We start from the raw sequence: 23,044 nt of genomic DNA, 5'->3' as shown, positions 1-23,044 counted from the left end.
GGGGTCAGCTTTCATCATCGCGGCGGCCGGACTCCCACAGCGGTGATGTTCGGGCGACCTCGCACCCCCTGTTGCCCACGGCAGTCTCCGACTACCGTGAAAGGACGATCTTGGGTATCAGCCCGAACGGTGCACAGGAGGAGGTGCCCAATGGCACGTCACGAGCAGAAGGTCACGGTCGAGGGCCATCGGCTGACATTGAGCAATCTGGACAAGGTCCTCTATCCGGAGACCGAGACGACCAAGGGTGAGATCCTCGACTACTGCGCCACGATCGCGCCGCATCTCATCCGTCATGCTCGGGACCGGATCGCCACACGCAAACGCTGGGTCGACGGGGTCGGCACTCCCGATGACCCCGGGGATGTGTTCTTCGAGAAGAACCTGCCCGAATCCGCCCCGTCCTGGATCCGCTCGCGGGCGATCCGACACAGCACCGGCACCAAACGCTACCCCTTGGTCAACGATCTCGCGACGCTGACGTACCTCACGCAGATGGCCGCGCTCGAGATCCATGTGCCCCAGTGGACGGTGAGGGCCGGGGCGAAGGATCCCGGCACGATCGATTCCGAAAGCAGATACCCCGACCGGATGGTCTTCGACCTCGACCCGGGCCCGGGACGCGAATTGGCCGACTGCATCGAGGTGGCTCAGCTCGTCCGCGAACTGCTCGAGGGCATGGGCCTCGACGCATACCCGGTGACCAGCGGTTCCAAAGGCGTCCACCTCTATGCACCGCTGGACGGGTCGGTGAGCTCGCAGCAGGTCTCCGATGTCGCCCATGAGCTCGCCCGCAGTCTGGAGGCCGACCACAAAGATCTCATCGTCTCGGCGATGAAGAAGACGCTGCGGGAGAACAAGGTGCTCATCGATTGGTCGCAGAACTCAGCGGCGAAGACCACGGTCGCCCCGTATTCGCTGCGCGGACGCTTCACCCCCATGGTCGCCGCTCCCCGCAGCTGGGACGAGTTCGATGATCCGGCCGCGGTCGAGCAGGTGCGTTTCGAGGAGGTCCTCGACCGCGTGGACGACCTCGGGGATCTTCTCGAACCCCTCGCCGAGGCGGTCGGAGGAACCGCCTCGGCGCCGGAGCCCGGAGCCGGTTCGGAGTCCCAATCCGACCCGATGTCGGACGAGGCCCCGGAGGTCGTTCGCGACCGACTGGAGGTCTACCGGTCCAAACGGGATCCGAAACGCACGAGCGAACCTGTGCCAGCGAAACAGGGAGCGAGCGGGGACGAACTGACCTTCGTCATCCAGGAACACCATGCGAGGAGCCTCCACTGGGACTTCCGACTCGAACACGACGGTGTGCTGGTCTCCTGGGCCCTGCCGAAGGGGCCGCCGACGGACCCGGGGAAGAACCACCTGGCGGTTCAGACCGAGGACCATCCCCTCGAATACGGCAGCTTCGAAGGCACGATCCCGAAAGGGGAGTACGGGGCCGGCGACGTGGAGATCTGGGACTCCGGAAGCTGCGACATCGAGAAGTGGCAGGAGGGCAAGGAGATCATCGCGGTCCTCCACGGGCGTGAGGACGGCGGCCTCGGGGGAGTGCGGCGGTTCGCCCTGTTCAACACCGGGGGCCACGGTCCGAACAAGGACCCGGAGAAGAACTGGATGATCCACCTCATGGAGGACCAGCCGAAGAAGCAGTCGGCGGCGGACCATTCCTCGAAGAAGGGTACGCCGACTGCTCGTTCCTCGAGCAAGCGAGCCTCGAAGAATTCGAAGAAGGAGGCTCTGCCGGCAGATCTGTCTCCGATGCTCGCGAGCATCGGAGACATCGATTCCGTGCGCAGGGGAGCCGAGGACTGGGCTTTCGAGATGAAGTGGGACGGCATCCGTGCCCTGGCGAGGGTGCAGCCGGGTGACGGGGACCGCAGCGGCAGCATCGAGCTGACCAGCCGCAACGGCCGTGACATGACGAGCACTTATCCGGAGCTTCGAGAACTGACCGACTGTGTCGATGTCGACTGCGTCCTCGACGGGGAGATCGTCGCCCTCGGGCAGGGCAGCAGACCGGATTTCGGGAGACTCCAACGCAGGATGGGACTGACCCGAGAGCGCGACGTCGAACAGGAGCGGCGACGCACCCCCGTGTACCTCATGCTCTTCGACATCCTCCACGCCGACGGGACCTCGTTACTGCGCGTCCCCTATACGGAACGGCGCGAACGGCTGTTCGAACTCGTCGCCGAGAGCGAGCACATCCATGTTCCCGACGCCTTCGAAGGAAGCGTCGACGCCGCCTTCGAGTCCAGCCGGAAGCTTCGACTCGAAGGGGTGATGGCGAAGCGGACCGACAGCGTCTATCTCCCCGGTAAACGCACCCGCACCTGGGCCAAGCTCAAGCACGCCTCGACGCGCGATGTCATCATTGTCGGCTGGCGGACCGGCGAAGGCGAACGCTCGGACAGCTTCGCCTCACTGCTGGTCGCCGCCCATGACGACGACGGGCTCCACTACCTCGGCCGCGTGGGCACCGGGTTCGACGAGGCGGCCCTGCGAAGTCTGCGCTCCAGTCTCGATCGCCGGTCTCGGAAGACTCCGGCGCTCACGGTGCCGGCTGCTGAGTCGCGAGATGCCCACTGGGTGCGACCCGACCTCGTCGGGGAGGTCCGGTTCTCGGGCCTGACCGAGGCCGGGCGCCTGCGGCACCCGGTCTGGCGCGGCCTGCGCGCCGACATCGACTCAGAGGATGTGCGGGTCTGAGCTTCCATCGGAAGGCGGACGGTCGCCTGAGACCGATCAGCTCTGCGAGGCGGATTCCGACCGAGTTTCGGCGGCGTATCGGAGCGGTGTGAGCTCCCAATAGGTGCCGCAGCGCCACAGCCATTCCAGGGGGCCGTAGCGGAAAAAGCGCAGCCACACCGTTGAGAAGGCGCACTGGGCGATGATGATGACGGCCCAGGCGATGAGCCCGGCAGCCGCGGAGACATGCCCGTGAGCGGTCAGGAGCGGGAGGACGAGCATGCAGATCACGGTCTGTCCCAGATAGTTCGAGAACGCCATCCGACCGTACAGACGCAGAAAGGACAGGCTCTTTCGGCCGAGTCGGGTGCGCAGCAGAAGGATGAGACCGGTGATGTACATGAGACCGGGAACCAAGGCGGTGCGGAAGGCGATCTCGTGAGCCTCGGTCGATCCGGTCCCGGCAGCGGTGGTCCAGATCCAGATCGGCACCGAGCCGAGGAGGCTGAGGACGAAGAATCCCGTGACCGGGATCCGAGTCGCTGCGGAGTACAGACCGAGACCGGTCAGCCAGAGCCCCAGCATCATGTGTCCCAGAGTCCGGACGTACGACAGGACGGGAAAGAGCAGCGACGGCGGGTCGAGATCGCCGAGGCTCGACGCCAGCTGCAGCACGTCGGGGACTGTCGCCGCCGCGACGCCGAGAATCACGAAGGCCCAGCGCGGCAGTCGAGTCAGCGGCAGAAGCAGGAGCGCGAGGACGCCGTAGGAGGCGAGCACATCGATTCCTCCGAGGGCTGAGTTGAGGATGCCGGCTGCGATGAGGATGATCATCCGTCGGACGTAGACCCAAGTCGAACGATGCTTCGCGCGCAACCTGCTCAGGAAGATGTGCACGCCGGTGCCGAAGAGGAAGGCGAAGATGAAATGGAACTTGCCCAGGGCGACGTCGTCGACGACCTGCCAGATCACCGCGTCTGTTCCGACGGGATCCTCCGTCTGCCCGGCCTGCGACAGGAAATAGCCTAGATTGATGAGCAGAATGCCGGCGATGGCGATGCCGCGGATGACGTCGATCGAGACGATGCGGTCTTTCGGATTCGATGGCTGCGTTCGATCGGTGGCCGAGTTCGCATGCGTGGTTTCGTGGATCACGCCGAGCCACGGTATCAGTTCACGTTCCTTGTCGGATAGAACCGCCGAATGCTGTGCTCAGACCGAACGGAACGTTCCCGGCAGCGAGCCTCCCGCTGGCACCGAGGCGACTCCGCCGTCTTCACTCCGTCGTCGGCCCCTGGGGAGCACTTGGGAAGTGAATAGGAAGAACATCAGCGCGAAGGCTGCGCGTCCTCGGTGTCGTCGTCGCCGTTGTCGTTGAAGCCGATGAGGTCGTAGCCCATCTCCGCGAGCTCTTCGTCCTCGGAACCGGGTGGAGTCGTGCCGTCGATGGGCCGACCGGCTGTCTCATTGAAGAAGTGGATGCCGATGAGTCCGATGACACCGGCGGCGACGAGGTAGACGGCGGGGAACAGCTCGAAGCCGGTCTTCTGGATGACGAAGGTGTTCACCGCCGCGGTCGTGCCGCCGAAGATCGCGGTGGAGATGTTGTAGCCGATGGCGAATCCGGAGAAGCGCACTTGTGTGGGGAAGATCGCCGGCAGGGTCGCCGAGACGCACGATTGGAGCATGACCTGCAGCAGGGCGATGATGCCCAATCCCAGGATCTGCAGGCCGCCGCCCTCGGCGCGCATGAGCAGGAACGCCGGCACGGAGAGGACGATGAAGCCGATCGCCGAGGTGTAGAGGACCGGTTTGCGCCCGATCGAATCGGTCAGCCGTCCCAGGGGAGTGATGACGACCATCATCGCCGCCAGCAGAATGACGAGCGTGAAGTTGCTCTCGACCTCTGAATGGCCCAAGGTGCTGCTGAGATAGGTGGGCATGTAGGTGAGCACCATGTACTGGCCGATGTTGAGCAGGACCACGAAGGCCATGAGCATGGTGATCTGCTTCGAGTAACCGCGGAAGAGAGCTCGGAAGGGCTTCTTCGTCGTCTGCTGCCGGCTCGTCGCCGCGGAGAAGGCTTCGGGCTCATCGAGTTTCATCCGCAGCCATAGGGCGATGCCGCCGAGCGGGAGTGTGAGCAGGAACGGCAGCCGCCACCAGCCGGCGTCCATGCCGTCGCTGCCGACGAGGACGAGCAGAATGGTGCAGACCAGGGCCGCCGAGGCGGTTCCGGCCAGAGTGCCGAGCTCGAGGAACGACCCGCAGAAGCCTCGGCGCTTGTCCGGTGCCGACTCTGCCATGTAGACAGCAGCGCCACCGTATTCTCCACCTGTGGAGAAGCCCTGGACCATCCGGCACAGCAGCAGGAGCACGGGAGCGAACGCACCGAGGGTGGCATACGTCGGCAGGATGCCGATCAGCGTCGTCGGGATGGTCATCATGATGATGGTGAGGACCATGATGTGTTGGCGCCCTACCTTGTCGCCCAGGGGACCGAGGACGAAGCCGCCCAAGGGCCGGAAGACGAAGGAGAGAGCGAGGAAGGCAAAAGTGAGCGCCACACCCCACTGGCCGGGGAAGAATGCGTTGGCGATGTAGACCGAGACGTATGAGTAGACGCCGTAGTCGAACCATTCGACGGCGTTGCCCAGTGCGGATCCGCTGATGGCTCGTCTGAGTGTGCGTCTGTCTCCGGGCGGCATCGTCTTGATGTCGATGCCGTCGGGTGTGGGGATCTTCTCATCGGATTCGCTCACGGCGTCTGTCCTCCCGTCTGCGGTCGTCTGTTCCATGGTGTCTCAACGGCTTCAGGCCGGCAGGTTAGCACTGCGACCAGGGCTTCTGCGCCCCCTTACGGGAACGCGGCAACTGCGTTAGTCTCGGGGGACCTGTGACGTCATCTGTGAGGAGAAGACAATGAACACACCGGAGAACATCGCCTACACGGCTCGTGCGGAGATCACCGGCGGCCGGGACGGACACGGTTCGACCGACGACGGAATGGTCGACGTCGACCTGCGCACGCCCAAGGAACAGGGCGGACCGGGCGGCGGGACCAACCCCGAGCAGCTCTTCGCCGTCGGCTACGGTGCCTGCTTCCAAGGCGCTCTCGGTCTGGCGGGCAAGGAACAGGGCGTCGACACCTCGAAGTCCGTCGTCAACTCGCAGGTCGGGATCGGCAAGGAGGGTGAGAGCTTCGGGCTGTCCGTGAAACTCGAGGTCAGCATTCCTGATGTCGACCGCGAGACCGCGCAGAAGCTCGTCGACCGCACTCATGAGCTCTGCCCCTATTCGAAGGCCACCCGCGGCAACATCCCCGTCGAGGTCGTCGCGGTCTGAGCCCGGCTGAGGACTTCAGCCCTCGTCGTCGTCCTCTTCGTCGAGGGTGCTGAAGTCCTCCACCTCGCGGGGAGCTCCCGCGACGAGGATCTCGTCGTTGGCGTAGAGAGTGACATCCTGATCAGCGATGTTCCAGCTGTCCTCACCGTCACGTCTGAACGCGACGACACTGATCCCGTACTCTCGTCTGATGTCGAATGACGCCAGCGGTGAATCCGAGATGCGCACCGGCGGGGCGGTGCGGGCCAGCACGAAATCTTCGCTGACGGGCATGAAATCGGACATGTGTCCGCGGATGAGATGCGCGGTCCGGCGCCCCATGTCGTTCTCCGGACGGATCACATTCTCGATCCCCAACTGTCCGAGGATGTCCGCATGAGTCTGGCTGACGGCCTTGGCCCAGATATGCTGATTCCCGATTTTGAGGACCTTCGAGGCGACGAGGATGCCGGCTTCGAGTTCGTTGCCGATGGCGATCACTACTCGACTGACCTCCTCGATGCCGAGCTGGCGCAGCACGGTCTCATCCGTCGCATCCGTGCGGGAGACGAAGGCCAGTTTGTCAGAATATTGGGCCACGACCGCCTCGTCGATGTCGATGCCGATGACGTCGACCCCGTAGGCGGCCAGTTCTGTGGCCAGTGATCCGCCGAAGCGACCCAGCCCGATGACGGCCACTGCCCCGTTCTTGGCCAGCGGGTGGGGGTTGCCCAAGAAGAACGCCGCGGGGCGCGTGCGCCACTTTCTGCTCTTCATCTCCGGTCTCCTTTCCTTAAGTGCGTGAGTGCTGCCTGGGAGGCAGCGATGCCGGTCGGGCGGTTCAGCCGATGAGCGGCCGTTCGACCGGAAGTTCGTAGCGGATGGCACGTGCCCGCAGCGCCAGTGCGGAAGCGACGGTGACCGGGCCCAGCCGTCCGAGGATCATCACTGCGATGAGGACGGCTTGACTCGTTCCGGGCAGGCCGGCGGTGATGCCGGTCGACAGGCCGACATTGGCGAAGCCGGAGATGACCTCGAAGAGGAGTCGATCGAGGCCGGGCCTCGGGTCGTCGAGCATGAGGACGATGGTGGCCGTGGCGATGAGCGCGAGAGCCAGAACGATGACCGTCGCTGCCTGTCGGTACGCTGATCGTGCCACGCGGGAGCCGAAGAGGTTCGACGCCGTGCCTCCGGAGATCTCGGCCCAGGTCATCGCCAGCAGCACGAGAACAGTGGTGATCTTCACCCCGCCTGCGGTCCCCGCCGGGCCTCCGCCGACGAACATGAGGATGTCCATCACGAACCAGGTGGCGGGGTGCAGCTGCGCGAAATCGACGGTGCTGAAGCCGGCGGTGCGCGTGGTCGTCGATTGGAATGCGGCCACCTGCAGTTTGTCCCACCAGTCGAATCGTCCCAGTGTGCCGGGATTGTTCCATTCGACTGCGGCGATAAACACCGTGCCGGCGAAAAGAAGAATCGGAGTGGCGACGACTACCGCACGCGTCGTCATGCTCCACGCCAGCGGAGTCCTGTATCGTCGGACGATCTCGATGAACACCGGATAGCCGAGTCCGCCGAGGATGATCGCCGCTGCCACGGGTGCGCAGACGAAGGGATCGGTGGCGTAGCCGGCGAGACTGTCGGATCTGAGTCCGAAGCCGGCGTTGTTGAAAGCCGAGACTGCATGGAAGACCGCGTCCCACGCGGCGTCGCCGGCTTCTTCGCTGTAGTGGAAGGCGAAGCGCAGGAACAGCATCGTTGCAACGACGGCCTCGGTGGCGATGGTGAGGCCGACGATCCGCAGCACCATGGGGCGGACACCTCCGATAGCGGAGCTCTTGGCCTCGGCAGCGGCCGACTCCCGAAGCCGGAGACCGGCCTTTCCCGCGACGAGCATGGCCAGAAGAGTCGTGAGCAGCAGGACGCCGAGACCGCCGATCTGGATGAGGCCGAGGATCACGGCCTGGCCGAAGAAGGTGTAGTCGCTGCCGGTCGAGAGCACCTCCAGGCCCGTGACGCTGATCGCGGAAGTGGCGGTGAAGAGCGCAGACAGCACTGAGATGCCGCCCGGCGTGGAGGTCGCGGCGGGCAGCATCAGCAGGCCTGTGCCGAGGAGCAGAGCCGCGAGGAAGGCCACGACCACCCGGTCGATGGCATTGCGATGCGGGTTACGCACTTTCGGCATGCCATCGACTCTGAATGAGCTCTGCCGTTGTCGTCATAGGCTCAACAGTACCGATGTTCCCCCCGGTCACAAGGGGGTCTGTTCGGCACTCGGCTTACGGGCGGATCGCCCGTTCCTCGGCGCTGTGTCCGGGGCTGAGGTCTCCCAGTTGTGAAGGGCGCAGCGATGCGAAGCCGCCCTTCGTCTCGGTCGCAAGCACACGGGCTGTGAGGCAGACGTGATCGCCTCCGTCGTCGAGCATCGTGATGCGTTCGACGATGAGGCGGTTCGGCAGGTCCGCGAGCAGCGGCACCCCATCCTCGGTGACGGTGAAGTCAAGACCGGCGAACTTGTCCGTCTCCGATCCGGAGCGCGACCCGAAAAGCCGGGCCAGCTCACTGTCCCCGGTGGTGGGGAAATGGACTGCGAAATGGTCCGAACGCAGCGCCACCCGGTAGGTGTGGTTGGCTTTCGACAGCCAGAAGCAGTAGTGCTCCGGATCGATGCTCGCCTGCGAATGGAAACCGACCAGACAGCCGGCCCGTTCACCCTCCGCCGAGGTGGTGACGACGATGAGCGGGGAATCGACCGACCCCATGAGGTCGTCGAGCCCGGGGGCACTCATGATCGTCCCTCCACCGTCGGCTTCGGTTCGTATCGGAGGAAAAGGGTGTCATCGGCGACCATCGTCGACTTCAGCGAGAACTGAGCGATGCCGGCACCTGACGGGGCCACGCTGACGGGCAGTGGGTCGCCGCCCATCATCGGTGAGATCGACAGGCACAGCTCGTCGAGGCGGTCTGCGGCGACGAGCTCCCCAAGCCACCGGGGTCCGCCTTCGCAGAGGACGACCTGGTAGCCGAGACCGGCGAGAGCCTGCAGAGCCTTCGCCGGTTCGACACGGTCCTCACCGGCGATGATGACCGTGGCCGCCTGTTCGGCGGCTGCCAGCCGCTCCGGATCGGCCATTGCGCACGTGATGACGATGGTCCGCGCGTGCTCAGGGGCTGCGGCGAAGACCTGAGAGGACCAGTCGAGGTCGAGGCTGCGACTGACGACCGCCACCGGCGGCATCTCGGACTGTCCCCGAGTTCGACGCTGCGCTCTGGCGGACTCGCTCAGCCGCATCGGAGCGTAGCCTTCGCTGCGGACCGTCTGCGCGCCGACCATGACGACATCGGCGATCTGCCGCATCCGTCGGAAGAGGTCCTGATCGGGTTCTGTCGATAGAGCACCGACGCGGCCGTGAATAGCCGCCGTGCCGTCGAGGCCGGCGACCATGTGACCGGTGACCCAGCATTCGTGCCGCGGCTGGGAGCGGTCGATCTCGAGATAGGGTGTCAGCGGGTCCGGGATCGGTGCGCCGCGTTCGAGTGGCTCCATCCATGCAGTCTACTGAACCTCGCCGGCACTCGCGGCGACGATTTTCCGACCATCACCGGGACCCCGCTGACTGTTCATCGACGCGAGAAAGTCAGTCCGTCCAGGCGTCGTCGGTGAAGTAGCCGTCGATGAAGCCCGGCAGGCGGTGCCCGTCCTTCGCGGTCGCCAGCGTGTACGGGGCGACGTGGAAGCCGGCCTTATCGAGTTCGCGCATCTTGTTCGTCGGCAGGTTCTTGCTCGGACCCACCCATTCGATGCCGGCGTCCTTGATCTCGGCCGGTGATTCCTTCGGCATGGTCGAGCCCATGAGGTAGAGCGAAGTGTAGCCGCGGTCGGCGATCGTCTTCGCCGCCTCGAAGTCGAAGGACTGGACGACGAGGGAGTCCTTCAGACCGCGGTCGTCGAACTCGTCGAGGACTCGGTCGACCTCCTCGGGGGTGGCCCCCGGCTTGATCTCGGGCACCATGACGACCTCGCCGCCCATCTCGTCGAGGAGTTCGTCGAGGGTAACGGTGGCGGCTTCTTCTCCGCCGGTCGGGTGCTTGATCGTGGCCGCGTCCCATTCCTCGCGGCTGAGGTCCCGGATGGGTCCGGTCGCGCCGTTGAGGGTGCGGTCGGCGGTGTCGTCGTGGATGAGGACGGGGGTGCCGTCTTCGAGGAACTGGATGTCCATCTCGGGGAGGAATCCGTCCTTCGCCGAGGCGGTGAATCCTTCCATGGATTCTTCCGGATAGACGTCGGCGCCGCCTCGGTGGGAGATCGTGGTCGGGAATTCGATGTCATCGACCTTGTCCGGGGCGGTGAAACCGCTGGGGGAACCGAGTCCCGGTGCGTCGCCGGCGGAGCCGAGCCCGGCGGCTGCCGCGGGGGCGAGGCCGGCGCCGAAAGTGGCCGAGGCCGCGAGAACTGCAGTGGCGAGAATCGTGAACGGACGGGTGCGTGTGGATGTCGCTTCTTCAGTATTCACGCTGGTGACGCTAACGACGGCAGGTGATCTTGCGGCAAAGGCGCCGTGAACGTCACCGGCAGGGCAGGCGAACAGGCAGGAAATGGGTTGGCGGTCCCTCGCCGAGGTGGCCGTGCACTGCCGTATGCCCGGTTTCGCAGGCATTGCGCTGAGTCACGAGCATCCCTGGTGCCGGGTCGGGCCCGAGCTCTACTCTTTGCGCTATGGTCACCGACCCCGCTCTCGGCAGCGTTCCGATGCGCCCTGACAGCAAGAGGGGGCGCCAGGATGAAGCGGTTCTGCGCGAATACGATCGTCCGGTTGCGTTCTATGTGTGGGCGACCGCGCTGCCCTGGGCGTTCTGGCGCGCCGCGGCTTATCTCAGTCATCTTCCGGAGCAGAGTCGAGCCGTTCTCATCGGCACGATGGTGCTGTCGTTGGCGAGGCTGTTTGCGCCTCTTTCTGTGGTCGTCGCCTTTTTCTGGCGCCGGCCGACGCTGCGAGCCGATATCGCCCGTCGATTGGCGTGGTCGAGTACTGCACGGTGGCCGTTTCTCGGCAAGGGCACAGCCGATTTTCTGAACTACTTTGCCGCTACTGCGCTGCTCTTAAAGACCCAAAAATGCGACTCGCTCCGATCGATGAGCCGCATATAGTCCCGAGACGAACAGAACGCCGCCTATTGGCCGTTAACATATGAAACCGGATGGTTATTCATTTCTCAATTTTTATCGCGTTGTAGAGTCATGTAGAGCTTTTTCGAATTGCTCACGAATGTTGTGCTGTAATGTTTCGAGAATATTCGGCAATTACTGGTCATGTTGGGTGCTGATTAATTGAGAGCATTTTCGGGCATATAGAAACCCCTTCTGTTCCGTAATAATTCATAAAGGGGTTTTTTATTCGGCTGTTGGTTATACGTCGATCCGTTCAATCTCCCACAGCTCCATAACGTCATAGTGTTTCACTCCGGTGTAATCGCCTGTCCATCTGACAGTAGCCGTTAGTGGAGCTCTCGAGTATTTCAGTTGGAAAAATTTCCGAGGGCGCGGGTCTGGATTATAATTTTTCGGGAGAGAGAAGTGATCTGAAGTCCGTATTTCATAGGGTCCGGTGAAATATCTTTCTGTTATATGATCATTCGCCATCATGGCGAGTTGTTCGGCGACTTCTTCCGCCTTAGGTTCGCTGGCGCGGAGCCATGAGTAATAATAACCCACTCTACTCGTTCCCATTTTTTCCTGAATGAATTCTCGAAGATCGAATCCGGTATCTTGGTAATTGTCCAGATAATCAGTGGGGGAAACGAGAAACGTCAATAACCCGAAGTCCTGATAACCGTCGACAACTAATGGTCTGCCGCTGTATGTCCAGTAGTTATACTTCTTCACCGATTGACCCTTCGGGATAGGGTGAGGGGTAATACGTGGCACGAAGTGCTCCTGCTCGTAGAGATTCTTCACTACTGTAGCTCTGGCGGTCTGGGTTGACAATACTGTTTCATAGGTTCTGGATGGTGGCTGTCGACGAGAAATGACCCTCCGGTGAGAGAGGGTCATTGTCAGTGGTGTTCAGTTGTGCGTTGTGGTGGTTCTGGCATCTGTCTCCTGGTTGTTGGGTTCTATATTTCGTAATATTTCTGATTGTGCGGCGGTGTCTGCTTCTTTGTAGGTCTGGTATCCGCTGTATCCGCGTCTGTATCCGTATTCGTTTATAACCATCCACTCTCTTCATATGATTGTGCGATGGTTGCGTTGAGAGTTCCACTTCGTGAACGTTTCTGAAAGTTGCGGTCGGTCTTTTTCAACACTGTGTAGCCCTCGTTGAATCTTTCCTCTCTGCTGATTTCGTGTAGTGCGTTCCTCGTGGCGGCAGTTTTCCTGGTGCCTGTCACCTTGATGGCGGCTCAGGGGCTCTCACTGTTCTTCGGATACGACCCGGGGCAGTTCAAGCTGCGGGGCGGGTTCACATTCTCGACCGGACTGTTGCCGGTTTGGGTGACTCTCATCGGGGCGGCAGTGATCGAAGAGCTCGCATGGCACAGCTACGGCACTGATACCTTGGTGCGGAAGATGCGAATGTTCTCGGCATCGATACTCTTCACCCTCATCTGGGCCCTGTGGCATGTGCCGCTGTCGTTCATCGACGGCTATACCAGAACGAGGTCGTCGAATCGGGTGTGCTGCAGACCTTGAACTTCCCGATCTCGATGATCGCGTTCGTCCTCGTGATGAAGTGGTTGTATTACCGGTGCGGGCGCAGCATCTTGGTCCCGGTGGTCTTCCACGCCTCGGCGAATATGTCGGCGGAGATCTTCATGACCGACCCGGATTCGAAGATCATCCAGACCGGCCTGATGCTCATCCTCTCCGCGATCATCCTCGTCAGGGAACGCCGACTGTTCTTCGATCGGCCGGCTGCGCAATGAACCGTCGTGTGCGTCCGAATCCGTAAAGGTCCCTCGTGAAATGCGCATCACTTTTCGGTTGTGGTGTGTCGACGGTGGCCGCTGGTGCGTTCGACTTATATTTCTGTAGTGAACAGCATCCCCGAAACATCCCCAAGGCGCCACCATCCCAACCGATTCCCTCATCGCGGCCTCCTGCCCGAAGGCAGTTACTTCACTCTGACCTGGGGGATCGGCTATGACTACGGCGGCATGACCACGGTTGCGCTGGAACGTAGCTCTGCGTTCGCCCGGCTCGACAACCGGCGCGTTGAGATTCTGACTCTGAGCCCGGAGATGAAAGGTCTGGATCGGGAGCGTGAGCTCCGCGAAGCGGGGACCATCGACCGCAAGGTGAAGGTCCGCAATCTTTGGCAGGACCTCACCTCGTGGCCGGACAGGAAGCTGCGTCGAATGGTCGGCACGGTCGATCCCGATCCAACAGCAGCCGATGACGCCATCAAACGGACTGGTCAGGAATGGACTGAGCTGAGGAAGGACTCCGGCAACCGACTACTCCAGGCTGACCGATATCACGATCGCGGGCATCTGCTTGTCACCGATCGTCAGGACATGAAGAAATTCGGTCGCCGAGGCGGGCGCCGGATCACACTGTTCGACCGTGACCAGAAGGTGATTGCCCAATGGGTCTCGGCTCGTGAGTTCTATCAGGCGTGGCTCGATGTCGTCATCGGAGAAAAGCCTGCTTATCTCATCTGCGACTCGGCCTTCGTCGGCAATTTCATCCACGAATATCGGCGCGACAATGTGATTCTTTGTATGGTCAACCACAATCACTTTCTTGCTGACGCGGATGATGAGCTCACGGGAGCACTAGCTGAGGACAGATTCGGCTCTCTACGTCACCTGGACGGGTTCGACTTGGCGACCACGCTCACCGATTCGCAGAGAGTCGCAATGGAAGGGTTGGACCTGTCGGCGGGAAAACTCACAACGGTGTCGAACCTGACGGACGACCTGCACGGAGATCCGTGCCGACCGCGGGCCCGCCACAAGGGCTCCATGATCGCTCGTCTGGCTCCTCAGAAACGCGTGGAAGACGCGATCGTTGCTGTTGCAGACGTCGCAGCCCGTGGACGGCAAGTAACGCTCGACATATTCGGCGACGGCGAGGACAGGCCGATGCTCAGCGAGCTTATCCAGAGCAAGAACGCAGTCGACCTAGTCCTATTGCACGGCCACGTTGAAGGTGCGAAATCAAACTTCCTCACCAGCTCGTTCAGCCTCTTGACCAGTCGATACGAGGGGCAAGGGCTGGTGGTGCTGGAGAGCATGTCGGCAGGCTGTATTCCTATCTGTTACGCGGTGGACTTTGGTCCGGCAGACATCATCGAGCACGGTGTCAATGGATTTCTCGTCGCCCCGGGCGACGTCGACGGACTGGCCGACGCGATCTCGACATTCCTTTCTCTGTCCGAAGACGAGGTTTCGGCGATGCGCCGAAATGCCGTATCCCGGGCAGCAGACTTCTTCGAACGTCCCATCATTCGACGGTGGGGAGAGGCACTGGCCACACAGTCGTTTGCTCCGATCGTCCGAGCCGAGGACGCGCGCGCCGAGGCCCAATCTGCCGAAGTGACTGCCAACGGAATTGCCATCACTCTGAGAGTCTCTGACCTGAGGGAGAGCACGCCCAGTCAGACGTTCGTCTCCTGGAAGACGCGGACTGGCACCTTCTATGGGCGAGTCGAAGCTCGCCGGAGTGGAGACCTGGTGACGGCGGAGATTCCTTTGTCTCGTTTCGAGTACATCACCGAAGAATACGTTGACTTCTCCCTTGACCTCGTATTCGAGAGAGGGTTTGAACGAGTGCGGATAGCCTGTGTCGAAGACTCCGCTATCAAATCTTCAGACAAGGTGCATCTCTATTCGACCAAGCACGGGAACTTCAGCGGCCGCCTAGTCCGAACGGATCTCACATCCACTTCTTGACGCGGAAGACGACGTAGAGCACAACACCCAGTCCGAGCATGAGTCCCAGCGCCATCGGGTAGCCGAATGCCCAATGGAGTTCAGGCATATCGTCGAAGTTCATGCCATAGATCGCTCCGACGAGAGTGGGCGCGAAGAGGATCGCCGCCCACCCGGAGATCTTCTTCATATCCTCGTTCTGACGCTGCGCGACGAGGGTGGAGTTGACGTTGAGGATCTGTGACAGGGATTCGCGCAGTTCTCCGGCTTCGGCGAGGACTCGCGTGAGGTGGTCGGTGACGTCATCGAGGTAGGCGCGTAGGTCGTCGGGAATCGCGTATTTGGCCGCCCCGTTCCCCAATGCCTGCGTCAATCGATTGAGGTGAGTGGAGTTGTGCAGGACATCGATGACCTCTTGGCTGAGGAGATAGATACGTTCGGCAGCGGCGGTGTCCCCGCTGAAGACCTGCCTCTCGATGCCGTCCTTGTCATCCTGGAGTCCGTCGAGGACAGGAAAGTACCCATCGACTGCAGTGTCGAGCAGACGATAGATGAGGGCCTCGGGGCCGAGCGCGAGAAGTTCACGGTCCTTCGTCCAGCTGCGTTTCTCGTTCGTGAAATACTCCTGGACTCCACGGGTGTCCGCAGGGATGGGCGTGCCGTCGATGAAGCGGTTACCGTGGCAGATGATGACGAGCGCGTCGTCTTTCATGAGCAGGTGGAATTCGTTGAACTCGACTTCTTCTTTCGCGTCGATATATACCGCTGATTTGAGGACGACGAAGAGCACATCATCGTAGCGTTCAACTTTGGCCCGCTGGTTCGCGTGGAAGAGGTCATCGACGAGGACCGGGTGCAGATCCCATGCTGAGGTGACCTCCTCGAGCAGCTCGGTAGCGGGCCTGGGGATAACGACCTGCGTGATCGAACCGGGAACGGAGGATCCGGAGTCTTCCAGATCATGTGCAGACAGCGCCTCTGCGAAAGACAGGGCCACGCTCATCTCCCGTGGCTCGCTGTCGATGATCCGGCGGCTCAAGAGCATTGGTTCCTCGGGGGCTGTCGTATTCGACACCGCCGACCGCTTGCGCAGTGACGGTCGCTCGGCCTTGTGTCTTCGTGATCTGCCCATGGTGCTCCTTTTCGTCCAACAGCTCTCTGACGATACTCGAGGCTGTGGCAGGCCGTGGAATCATTTACCCCCGTCGACCTGCAATCAGCTGGGGCCCGATGACCGGGACGCCGGTCGGTCCCGCGAGGATGGACAAGCGCTTCACAGGGGACATCAGTGGTCGTGCGACGACACTGTTCACCTACGCCATGGACCACTCGACCGATATCGGCACCGATCGCAGCGACGAATCATTCAGCATCATTCCCTCGAGCGGGGTGGCCGCAGTGGGTGGCGGCGAGAATAGAGACAAGCCCGAATTGTATCCCGGTCACTGAAATGAGGGGAGGGGTAGCGAAGCCCCTCATCGTTCTGGAATCGTGAGGCCACAGTCCGCATTCGTGGTCACCCAATGACATGACGAGGAGGAACTCCCAATGGACTACACGAGGCTCGGCAATTCTGGCCTGTATGTGTCACGGCTCGCCCTGGGTACTATTCCGTTCGGATCCGGTGGCGGATTCGAGAGGATCGCAGGCGTCTGCGGAGATGATGCTCGACGCCAGTTCCGCGAGGCTCTGGACCGTGGAGTGAACTTCCTCGATACAGCCAACCTCTACTCGGCTGGGGACGCGGAAAGAGTCCTCGGCGAGATCATGGGCGAAAAACGCGATGAAATCATCCTTACCTCCAAGGCGCGGATGCCCACCGGAGAGGGCCCGAACGATTCCGGGGCAAGCAGACAGCATCTGACGCGAGCAGTCGAGGACAGTCTGCAACGTCTGCGAACCGATCATCTCGATCTGCTCTACATCCACCAATGGGATGGGCAGACGCCGATCACGGAAACCATCGCCACCGTCAACGAGATGATCCGGGCCGGGAAGATCCGGTATTGGGGAGTCTCGAACTTCAGTGCCTGGCAGCTGACGAAGACCGTCTACGAAGCTCAGCTGGCGGGCCTCGAAGGCCCGATCTCACAGCAGGTGTACTACACGCCCGAGGCACGCGAGATCGAATACGAGATGATCCCGGCCGCTCGTGACCTGGGCGTGGCGACGTTCGGCTGGAGCCCGCTGGGAGAAGGTCTGCTCAACGGGAAGGTCAGGCGCGGCCGGCAGACGCCCTCGGACACCCGACAGGGAACCGGCTGGCCGGAACCCCACGTCACTGATGAGAAGCGGGCCTATGATCTCATCGAACTCTTCGCTCAGATTGCGAACGAGTTGGGCTGGTCGATCCCGCAGGTCGTGATCTCCTGGATCCTTGATCGGCCGGGCGTGGACGGCACGGTGATCGCGGCCCGGAAGTTCGATCACCTCACTGAAGACCTCGACGCCGTTGAGCTGACGCTTCCGGCAGACGCCCGGGATCGGATCACTGCGGCGTCTCAGCTGCCTGCCTTCTATCCGCATTGGCACAGAATGATGACAGCGCAGGACCGCCCCGAACCCGCCGAGGCCGAATTCCTGGCCGAGCAGCGCGGTCATGTCTTCGGCGATGACGCATAGACGAGGAAGAAGGTGTTTGAACATGCGCGGTGATGAGTTCCTCAAAAATGTCACCGAAACCGGCGGGCCCGGCGATCCGGAAAGCGCTGCCGTCGTGACCCGGACGGTATTGGATAACCTCGGCAAACAGCTCAAAGGCGGAGAGGCGGCAGATCTGGCCGCCCAGCTTCCCGCTGAACTGCAGGAGCCGCTCGACCGGCACGGCTCGGAAGCGCCGCTGACCGACGGCGTCGATGATTTCCTCCGTCGTCTGACTGATCAGCTGGGCGGGGGATCGATCCTGATACCGCCCGTGCCTACGCGCGTGCGGTGATCTCGACGCTTGACGCCGCAGTCTCCGAGGGCGAGGTCGATGATCTCCGCTCACAGTTGCCCGCAGGCTTCGCACCGCTGTTCGAAGGTTGATCTCTGCTTCGCCCCTCATTCTGGTGAAGGCACGGTCTGCGCCGGAGTGAGGGGCGATCTGTCTCTGGCAACATGGCCGCCCCTGCAACCGGCGCCGCGAACATCGTCGAGATGAATGAATCCGGGGGCCCACTGGCCGCCAACGGCACCCATCCGATCTTTCGAGGGCTACGAATACGAGAGTATGAACAGGGCCATTCAGTCAAGAGGGGCAAAGCTGGCCGAGGTGATCGACTACTGGAAGCTCTCCCTCGAAGGAGTCTGGCTGCACAGCGTCAGCTTGGGCAGTGAGCTGAGCGAGTTGGAAATCGATGCTTACCTCCACGGAGTCTTCGGACTCTCCGGCTATCAGCACGACATCATTGCGCAGGCCGTCAATGAACTTATCGACATGTTGCCGGATCCGCCTCGGGCGTCCTTCAGCAATGAGCCTGACTTCGACGAAGTTGAGCCTTTGGCGCCGGATGACGACTTCGGGATATAGCTTCACCCCGGTTCGTCGGAGCATTCCGTAGGGCAGCATGAGTTCTATTGCAGGTTCCCAGTGAGGACGAGTCGTTCGGACAGTTCATGAAGTTTCAAGTTCGAAGCATTGCTCACTTTGACCAGAAGCAGGAACGCGTGGTGCTCGTCGATGCCGCAGCGTTCGATGAGAACGCCCTTAGCCATGCCGATCGCATCGCGTGAGAGGAGAGCAGAGTGAAGCTGGGACACTTCCTGAGACCCGGCGAGGGCCACCGCAGCGTGGGCCGCGACGACGAGGCCTACGTGCTCCGATTCGTCGGAGAAGGCTTGAGGGCGAGTTGAGAAGATATTGAGGGCACCGAGGTTCTCGGCCTCGACGAAGAGCTGGAACGCCAACATGCTGCGGATCGGAGTCTCTTCCGCGGATCGCCGTGCGAAGACGGGCCATCGTGACTCGTTTCGCATGTCGGGAATTCGAACCGTCTTCTGCTCATAGACTGCGTCGAGGCACGGCCCTTGTCCTTCAGCCGTCTGGATCTCGTCGACTCTTCGAGGAAGTTCGCTCGTAGGTGCCTTTGCGGTGACAGTCCTGCGTCCTTCGACGAGGCTGATAGAGCTGTGTTCTGCCCCGGGAATGATTGACACGGCAGCGTCGGCGATGGCCATGAGGAGCTCGTGAGGGCTCTGATTCTGAAGCTCGCGCGCCATCTCTCCGAGGGAGATTGCGAGGATGTCTTCGCCGGCCTGTCCACCTTGATTGTGTGTGGACGGCAGACCTCGAGCCTTGTCGTCTGCATTCGTCATTACTCAATGTTCCAGCACTGACTCGGTCACTTCAATAGCTTGAGAGCTCTAGGAGCCGAGACCACCGCGCGAGCTCTCCAAGCGAATGCGTGACCGGAGGGGGCTATCAAACTGGGGAGCAGGCGCAATTCAGGGGGAGCACAGACGGACATGCACAATAGACTGCATGACCTTCCTACCGGCAGAACTGCCGCATACCGCAGTCCGTGGTGCCAATTTTGCGCAGTCAGTGGCCAAGCTCGCAGCGCAGAGACTGCGTGAGCGCGTGCGCGAATCTCGGCTGCCTGACGAGTTTCACCCACAGGACGACGACCAGTTCGTTGTGGCCGCTTACTTCGCAGGGGACCTCAGCTCGGTCTATCAACTGGAACAGTGGCTGTGGCCTTTCGAGCAGCTTGAGGCTCGACTCAAAGAGCTCGGTCACGGTGATCGACCCTTCGGCATCATGGTCCGGAATGCCTTGGTCGCCAAACATCTGAAGGGTGTCACCTCTTTTCCAGTTCGCTTCTCACGGCTGACAAAGGGGCTGGACGAGTTCATGCAGTCGCCAAGCCTGCGGGCGGTGTTCTACGTCAACCAGGGGACGAGTAACTTTCAGGCGCTGCGTTATCCTGAACCGGCTCATGTGCACCTCAGTCATGGTGAGAGCGAGAAGATCTCGATGATCTCCAATCAGCTCAAAGGCTATGACTACGTCTTCACCGCCGGTCAAGCCGCCAGACGGAGGATTGAGCAGACGCTCTACGGCCTGGGCGAAGATCGCATGTTCGATGTCGGTCGACCTCAACTGGATCGCCCGCGTTCCGTTCCTGGCGAGTGGGAAGAGTTCAAGTCGAAGAATCCTGATGGCAAAGCGGTCTTCTACGCGCCGACGTGGGAAGGTGATTCCCCGTCGATGGCCTACGGAACCATCGCTTACAACGGAGAACAGATCGTCACTTCGCTGCTGGAAGCTGGCTATCGGGTGATATTCCGACCGCATCCACGTACCGGAGTGATGCGTGATGATTTCGGTAAAGCCGTAGAAAATGTGGCGGAGATCGTCGAATCTGATCCGTGTGGATTCCTTGACGAAAGTTCGGACGTTTCTTGGCAATTGTATGAAGCCGATCTTGCCGTGGTCGAAATGTCGTCAGTGGCATTCGACTGGCTCGCGTCCGGGAAGCCGCTTGTGATGGTCAAGCCCCATGAGCCAGCAGCGGAAGTGCTCGAGGGAGGTCTTCTGGATCGTTGTCCGGCAGTCGACCCGATGAACAGGCAAGGAGTTGTCGACCTCATCGAAGAAGCCGAAGCGCGAAGTGGGTTGGCCGCTGAATTGGCTCAGTTCTATTTGGGCGACACAGCAGCCGGTGAGCAGACTTCACGGTTCATCCAGTCGAGTGAACAAGTGATCAGAAACCGTTCGGAAGAACGTCGTTTGAAGCACGCTGAGTGAGCCGTGTGACATTTTCTTAACTTGAAGTAACAGAATGATAAACTAACGCGGAACTAATTCTGCGGCTCACGATGTGAGCTTTGACCTCTGGACGGAATCAGCAATGAAACGAGTCATCACTTACGGAACTTTCGACCTGCTCCATTATGGGCACATTCGACTGCTCCAGCGATGCAAAGAGCAGGGCGACTACCTGGTCGTTGCACTGTCGAGCGATGAGTTCAACGCCGGGAAGGGGAAGAAATCGTACTTCTCCTATGAAGAGCGCAAGCACATGCTCGAGGCCATACGCTACGTTGACCTCGTCATTCCTGAAGACAACTGGGAACAGAAGTCGACTGACGTGGAGAAGTACCACATCGACACCTTTGTCATGGGTGACGATTGGGAAGGCGAGTTCGACTTCCTCAAGGACAAGTGCGAGGTCGTCTATCTGCCGCGCACTCCCGAGATCTCGACCACGCGGATCAAGAGCGAGCTGGGCAAGTCCTGACAGCAATGGCGCGAACTTCGCGCTATCGTTGCTGGACATCATCGATGGATCTGAGAGGAACGGACGTGCCCGAAAAGTCTTCGGCTAAACATCCGACGCTGTCGGAGCTTCGGGCCAAGGCACAGCCACCGGAAGTTCGCAGTCGGAAGAATGCCGAACACTGGACGGCGCAACTCTACCTCCGCCATATCTCGATCTACTTCACTATGCTGCTCGTGCGCACGCGGATCAGCGCAAATGGAGTCACCGGCCTGATGATTCTGGCCGGATGGTGCATCGCCTTCAGCCTTCTGATCCCGGGCATCTGGGGAGCGGTTCTTGCAGTCTTCTTCTCCCAAGTGCAGATGTACATCGACTGCTGTGACGGTGAGGTCGCCCGGTGGCGAGGAACCAGCGGAGCAAAAGGCGTGTTCCTCGACAAAGTGGGCCACTACACAACTGAAGGTCTGGTTGCGGTCGCACTCGGAATCCGGGCTGTAGGAGAGTGGAACAACTTCATCAACGATCCTGGAGGGACTTACCCACTTCTGCTCGCCGGAACGGTTCTCGCCGGATTGGTGCTTCTCAATAAAGCCCTCAACGACATGGTTCATGTCTCCCGCGCGTTCAACGGCCTCGATAAACTCGCGGATTCGAAGGAAGCCACCGCGCTGAACCCCGGAGTCGTTGCCTCTCTCAAACGAATCGCTCGGTTCGTGCCTTTCCACCGAATTTTCCACTCGGTAGAGATGTCATTGATGGCACTGGCTTCGAGCATCGTCACCGCGATAGCCGTATCGGCAGGAGCTGAGCCCCTGTTCGGCGAACGGTGGCTCGTCCTCATCTTGGCTCCGCTGTGCCTGCTCTCAGTCATCGGTCACTTCATGTCGATCATGGCATCGAGGAGGCTGTCATGAGCGAGTCATCGCGGATCCTCTCCCAGCGCTTCGAAGACAACAAGCGCTACACTTTCGGTGTTGTCGTTCTCAGCCAAGGCAAACGACTAAACGACCTCAACCGAGGATTCGAGTCACTGCTGGCGCAGAAGGGCGTCGATCTCGACATCGTCTGCGTGGGAAACGGTTGGGAGCCGGAAGGGATCCCGGAGCAGGTCAAGAAATTGGGACTGCCGGAGAACCTCGGAATCCCTGCAGGACGAAACGCAGGCGTCCCCCATGTCGACGGGGAATTCCTGTTCTTCCTGGACGACGACGCGTGGTTGCCGGATGACACGTCGCTGATGCGGATGGCTCAACTGATGCGCACGAAACCGCAGATCGGACTGATCCAGCCAAGGGTCGAAGAACCCGGTGGGCCGGATGCACCGAAACGGTGGATTCCCAGACTGAAGAAGGGAAGCGCCGACCACTCCTCAAACGTGTTCTCGGTGTGGGAAGGCGCAGTCTGCATGCAGCGTCGGGCCTTCGACGAATGCGGTGGCTGGCCGGCCCCATTCTGGTATGCGCACGAAGGCATCGAACTTGCATGGAGGGTCTGGGACGCCGGCTACATCGTCTGGTACATGGGCGACCTTGCCGTCGCCCACCCGGTGATCGACCCGAGACGTCACGACGAATACTTCTACATGAACGCGAGAAACCGAGTCTGGCTGGCGCGGCGCAATCTGCCGTGGCCCTTCAGTTGGGCCTACGTGGGTTCCTGGACTTTGATGCAATTCATCAAGTGGGCCAACAAGCCGCACCAGCTCAAAGCCTGGATGGAAGGATGGCGCGCCGGATGGCGTCTCGACCCGTGGGGTCAAGACGAAGACAGGCAAAAGCTGTCGAGGAGGGGCGTTCTTCGAATGTCCAGGCACGGTCGACCGCCGATCGTGTGACTTCACGCCGCCATGGCGAACGGTGCGCGTCGCAACAGCAGGAATCAGACCGGGGAGGCTCCGGAGAGCATGCTGTCTGCCGCGTACGACCGAAACGAGTAATGACAGGGACCGC

25 protein-coding genes are annotated in these 23,044 nt (G+C 61.2%); 15 read left to right on the top strand and 10 right to left on the bottom strand.

All coding sequences use genetic code 11. The features are described 5' to 3' along the window. Positions 1–150: 150 nt before the first annotated feature. Positions 151–2,715, top strand: a complete 2,565-nt coding sequence (locus tag AC3CD9_RS10920; RefSeq protein ID WP_488363887.1) for an ATP-dependent DNA ligase — start codon at positions 151–153, stop codon at positions 2,713–2,715. Between the two features lie 36 nt (positions 2,716–2,751). Here AC3CD9_RS10920 and AC3CD9_RS10915 read toward each other — a convergent pair whose 3' ends face one another. Together AC3CD9_RS10915 and AC3CD9_RS10910 are read right to left on the bottom strand one after the other, a co-directional pair. Continuing rightward, the gene (locus tag AC3CD9_RS10915) at positions 2,752–3,849 is read right to left on the bottom strand and encodes a DUF418 domain-containing protein (protein WP_488363886.1); all 1,098 of its coding nucleotides are present in this window, start codon (positions 3,847–3,849) and stop codon (positions 2,752–2,754) included. A 173-nt stretch (positions 3,850–4,022) separates the two neighbouring features. After that, positions 4,023–5,492 (bottom strand): MFS transporter, encoded by a 1,470-nt coding sequence (locus AC3CD9_RS10910; protein ID WP_488363885.1) that lies wholly within the window; start codon positions 5,490–5,492, stop codon positions 4,023–4,025. Positions 5,493–5,616: 124 nt separating this feature from the next. Between AC3CD9_RS10910 and AC3CD9_RS10905 the strand changes: the two genes are divergently transcribed. Next, the gene (locus AC3CD9_RS10905; protein ID WP_488363884.1) at positions 5,617–6,039 is read left to right on the top strand and encodes an organic hydroperoxide resistance protein; all 423 of its coding nucleotides are present in this window, start codon (positions 5,617–5,619) and stop codon (positions 6,037–6,039) included. Between the two features lie 15 nt (positions 6,040–6,054). On the opposite strand, the gene AC3CD9_RS10900 is transcribed toward AC3CD9_RS10905, so the two are convergent. The 5 genes from AC3CD9_RS10900 to AC3CD9_RS10880 form a co-directional block, all read right to left on the bottom strand. Next, the gene (locus AC3CD9_RS10900; protein ID WP_488363883.1) at positions 6,055–6,795 is read right to left on the bottom strand and encodes a potassium channel family protein; all 741 of its coding nucleotides are present in this window, start codon (positions 6,793–6,795) and stop codon (positions 6,055–6,057) included. 64 nt (positions 6,796–6,859) lie between these two features. After that, on the bottom strand, positions 6,860–8,203 hold the full coding sequence (locus AC3CD9_RS10895; protein WP_488363882.1) for a TrkH family potassium uptake protein: 1,344 nt from the start codon (positions 8,201–8,203) through the stop codon (positions 6,860–6,862). 94 nt (positions 8,204–8,297) lie between these two features. Further along, a complete protein-coding gene (locus AC3CD9_RS10890) occupies positions 8,298–8,807 on the bottom strand; it encodes a flavin reductase family protein (RefSeq protein WP_488363881.1) in 510 nt (169 codons plus the stop codon). After that, on the bottom strand, positions 8,804–9,565 hold the full coding sequence (locus tag AC3CD9_RS10885; protein ID WP_488363880.1) for a pyrimidine reductase family protein: 762 nt from the start codon (positions 9,563–9,565) through the stop codon (positions 8,804–8,806). The genes AC3CD9_RS10890 and AC3CD9_RS10885 overlap by 4 nt, the downstream gene beginning before the upstream one ends. A gap of 91 nt (positions 9,566–9,656) precedes the next feature. Continuing rightward, positions 9,657–10,532: a glycerophosphodiester phosphodiesterase gene (locus tag AC3CD9_RS10880; protein WP_488363879.1), complete on the bottom strand. Its 876-nt coding sequence runs from the start codon at positions 10,530–10,532 to the stop codon at positions 9,657–9,659. A gap of 203 nt (positions 10,533–10,735) precedes the next feature. Here AC3CD9_RS10880 and AC3CD9_RS10875 point away from each other — a divergent pair, with 203 nt between their 5' ends. Next, a complete protein-coding gene (locus AC3CD9_RS10875) occupies positions 10,736–11,167 on the top strand; it encodes a hypothetical protein (RefSeq protein ID WP_488363878.1) in 432 nt (143 codons plus the stop codon). A gap of 258 nt (positions 11,168–11,425) precedes the next feature. On the opposite strand, the gene AC3CD9_RS10870 is transcribed toward AC3CD9_RS10875, so the two are convergent. Next, the gene (locus AC3CD9_RS10870) at positions 11,426–12,004 is read right to left on the bottom strand and encodes a hypothetical protein (protein WP_488363877.1); all 579 of its coding nucleotides are present in this window, start codon (positions 12,002–12,004) and stop codon (positions 11,426–11,428) included. Positions 12,005–12,394: 390 nt separating this feature from the next. On the opposite strand from AC3CD9_RS10870, the gene AC3CD9_RS10865 reads away from it, so the two are divergent. The 3 genes from AC3CD9_RS10865 (at position 12,395) to AC3CD9_RS10855 (ending at position 14,910) form a co-directional block, all read left to right on the top strand. After that, a complete protein-coding gene (locus tag AC3CD9_RS10865; RefSeq protein ID WP_488363876.1) occupies positions 12,395–12,706 on the top strand; it encodes a CPBP family intramembrane glutamic endopeptidase in 312 nt (103 codons plus the stop codon). Then, complete coding sequence (locus tag AC3CD9_RS10860) at positions 12,691–12,939, top strand: hypothetical protein (RefSeq protein WP_488363875.1); 249 nt, start codon at positions 12,691–12,693, stop codon at positions 12,937–12,939. Before AC3CD9_RS10865 ends, AC3CD9_RS10860 begins: the two co-directional genes overlap by 16 nt. Before the next feature lie 108 nt (positions 12,940–13,047). Further along, entirely contained in the window at positions 13,048–14,910 is a 1,863-nt protein-coding gene (locus AC3CD9_RS10855) for a glycosyltransferase (protein WP_488363874.1), read from the top strand. On the opposite strand, the gene AC3CD9_RS10850 is transcribed toward AC3CD9_RS10855, so the two are convergent. Further along, entirely contained in the window at positions 14,894–16,021 is a 1,128-nt protein-coding gene (locus AC3CD9_RS10850; RefSeq protein ID WP_488363873.1) for a magnesium and cobalt transport protein CorA, read from the bottom strand. The two genes, AC3CD9_RS10855 and AC3CD9_RS10850, sit on opposite strands and share 17 nt — an antisense overlap. Positions 16,022–16,119: 98 nt before the next feature. Here AC3CD9_RS10850 and AC3CD9_RS10845 point away from each other — a divergent pair, with 98 nt between their 5' ends. From AC3CD9_RS10845 to AC3CD9_RS10825, 5 genes are all read left to right on the top strand, one after another. Next, a complete protein-coding gene (locus AC3CD9_RS10845; protein ID WP_488363872.1) occupies positions 16,120–16,338 on the top strand; it encodes a hypothetical protein in 219 nt (72 codons plus the stop codon). A 99-nt stretch (positions 16,339–16,437) separates the two neighbouring features. Continuing rightward, the gene (locus AC3CD9_RS10840; RefSeq protein ID WP_488363871.1) at positions 16,438–17,511 is read left to right on the top strand and encodes an aldo/keto reductase; all 1,074 of its coding nucleotides are present in this window, start codon (positions 16,438–16,440) and stop codon (positions 17,509–17,511) included. A 22-nt stretch (positions 17,512–17,533) separates the two neighbouring features. Then, complete coding sequence (locus AC3CD9_RS10835) at positions 17,534–17,824, top strand: DUF2267 domain-containing protein (RefSeq protein WP_488363870.1); 291 nt, start codon at positions 17,534–17,536, stop codon at positions 17,822–17,824. Continuing rightward, the gene (locus AC3CD9_RS10830) at positions 17,821–17,916 is read left to right on the top strand and encodes a hypothetical protein (RefSeq protein WP_488363869.1); all 96 of its coding nucleotides are present in this window, start codon (positions 17,821–17,823) and stop codon (positions 17,914–17,916) included. Before AC3CD9_RS10835 ends, AC3CD9_RS10830 begins: the two co-directional genes overlap by 4 nt. Positions 17,917–18,100: 184 nt before the next feature. Beyond that, the gene (locus tag AC3CD9_RS10825) at positions 18,101–18,400 is read left to right on the top strand and encodes a hypothetical protein (RefSeq protein WP_488363868.1); all 300 of its coding nucleotides are present in this window, start codon (positions 18,101–18,103) and stop codon (positions 18,398–18,400) included. Between the two features lie 44 nt (positions 18,401–18,444). Here AC3CD9_RS10825 and AC3CD9_RS10820 read toward each other — a convergent pair whose 3' ends face one another. Continuing rightward, positions 18,445–19,185 (bottom strand): GAF and ANTAR domain-containing protein, encoded by a 741-nt coding sequence (locus tag AC3CD9_RS10820; protein WP_488363867.1) that lies wholly within the window; start codon positions 19,183–19,185, stop codon positions 18,445–18,447. 166 nt (positions 19,186–19,351) lie between these two features. Here AC3CD9_RS10820 and AC3CD9_RS10815 point away from each other — a divergent pair, with 166 nt between their 5' ends. From AC3CD9_RS10815 to AC3CD9_RS10800, 4 genes are all read left to right on the top strand, one after another. Continuing rightward, entirely contained in the window at positions 19,352–20,620 is a 1,269-nt protein-coding gene (locus tag AC3CD9_RS10815) for a CDP-glycerol glycerophosphotransferase family protein (protein ID WP_488363866.1), read from the top strand. 103 nt (positions 20,621–20,723) lie between these two features. After that, positions 20,724–21,113 (top strand): glycerol-3-phosphate cytidylyltransferase, encoded by a 390-nt coding sequence (gene tagD / locus AC3CD9_RS10810; RefSeq protein ID WP_039206950.1) that lies wholly within the window; start codon positions 20,724–20,726, stop codon positions 21,111–21,113. A gap of 65 nt (positions 21,114–21,178) precedes the next feature. Further along, positions 21,179–22,009, top strand: coding sequence for a CDP-alcohol phosphatidyltransferase family protein (locus AC3CD9_RS10805; protein WP_488363865.1), 831 nt, complete (start codon positions 21,179–21,181; stop codon positions 22,007–22,009). After that, positions 22,006–22,929 carry a glycosyltransferase family 2 protein gene (locus AC3CD9_RS10800; protein WP_167198592.1) on the top strand — a complete coding sequence of 308 codons (924 nt, stop codon included), beginning with the start codon at positions 22,006–22,008 and terminating at the stop codon, positions 22,927–22,929. Before AC3CD9_RS10805 ends, AC3CD9_RS10800 begins: the two co-directional genes overlap by 4 nt. The last annotated feature ends 115 nt before the right edge of the window (positions 22,930–23,044 follow it).

It is taken from the genome of Brevibacterium sp. MGP-B1 (genome assembly GCF_057766545.1).
The sequence above is the reverse complement of the archived record's forward strand: the minus strand, read 5'-3'. Positions and strand labels throughout refer to the sequence as shown.

Bases quoted from the DNA above. Each gene is read 5' to 3' on its own strand.
- AC3CD9_RS10920 (WP_488363887.1), top strand. From the start codon at position 151: ATGGCACGTCACGAGCAGAAGGTCACGGTCGAGGGCCATCGGCTGACA.
- AC3CD9_RS10910 (WP_488363885.1), bottom strand. From the start codon at position 5,492: ATGGAACAGACGACCGCAGACGGGAGGACAGACGCCGTGAGCGAATCC.
- AC3CD9_RS10905 (WP_488363884.1), top strand. From the start codon at position 5,617: ATGAACACACCGGAGAACATCGCCTACACGGCTCGTGCGGAGATCACC.
- AC3CD9_RS10900 (WP_488363883.1), bottom strand. From the start codon at position 6,795: ATGAAGAGCAGAAAGTGGCGCACGCGCCCCGCGGCGTTCTTCTTGGGC.
- AC3CD9_RS10895 (WP_488363882.1), bottom strand. From the start codon at position 8,203: ATGCCGAAAGTGCGTAACCCGCATCGCAATGCCATCGACCGGGTGGTC.
- AC3CD9_RS10890 (WP_488363881.1), bottom strand. From the start codon at position 8,807: ATGAGTGCCCCCGGGCTCGACGACCTCATGGGGTCGGTCGATTCCCCG.
- AC3CD9_RS10885 (WP_488363880.1), bottom strand. From the start codon at position 9,565: ATGGAGCCACTCGAACGCGGCGCACCGATCCCGGACCCGCTGACACCC.
- AC3CD9_RS10875 (WP_488363878.1), top strand. From the start codon at position 10,736: ATGGTCACCGACCCCGCTCTCGGCAGCGTTCCGATGCGCCCTGACAGC.
- AC3CD9_RS10850 (WP_488363873.1), bottom strand. From the start codon at position 16,021: ATGGGCAGATCACGAAGACACAAGGCCGAGCGACCGTCACTGCGCAAG.
- AC3CD9_RS10845 (WP_488363872.1), top strand. From the start codon at position 16,120: ATGACCGGGACGCCGGTCGGTCCCGCGAGGATGGACAAGCGCTTCACA.
- AC3CD9_RS10840 (WP_488363871.1), top strand. From the start codon at position 16,438: ATGGACTACACGAGGCTCGGCAATTCTGGCCTGTATGTGTCACGGCTC.
- AC3CD9_RS10835 (WP_488363870.1), top strand. From the start codon at position 17,534: ATGCGCGGTGATGAGTTCCTCAAAAATGTCACCGAAACCGGCGGGCCC.
- AC3CD9_RS10825 (WP_488363868.1), top strand. From the start codon at position 18,101: ATGAACAGGGCCATTCAGTCAAGAGGGGCAAAGCTGGCCGAGGTGATC.
- AC3CD9_RS10820 (WP_488363867.1), bottom strand. From the start codon at position 19,185: ATGACGAATGCAGACGACAAGGCTCGAGGTCTGCCGTCCACACACAAT.
- AC3CD9_RS10815 (WP_488363866.1), top strand. From the start codon at position 19,352: ATGACCTTCCTACCGGCAGAACTGCCGCATACCGCAGTCCGTGGTGCC.
- tagD (WP_039206950.1), top strand. From the start codon at position 20,724: ATGAAACGAGTCATCACTTACGGAACTTTCGACCTGCTCCATTATGGG.
- AC3CD9_RS10800 (WP_167198592.1), top strand. From the start codon at position 22,006: ATGAGCGAGTCATCGCGGATCCTCTCCCAGCGCTTCGAAGACAACAAG.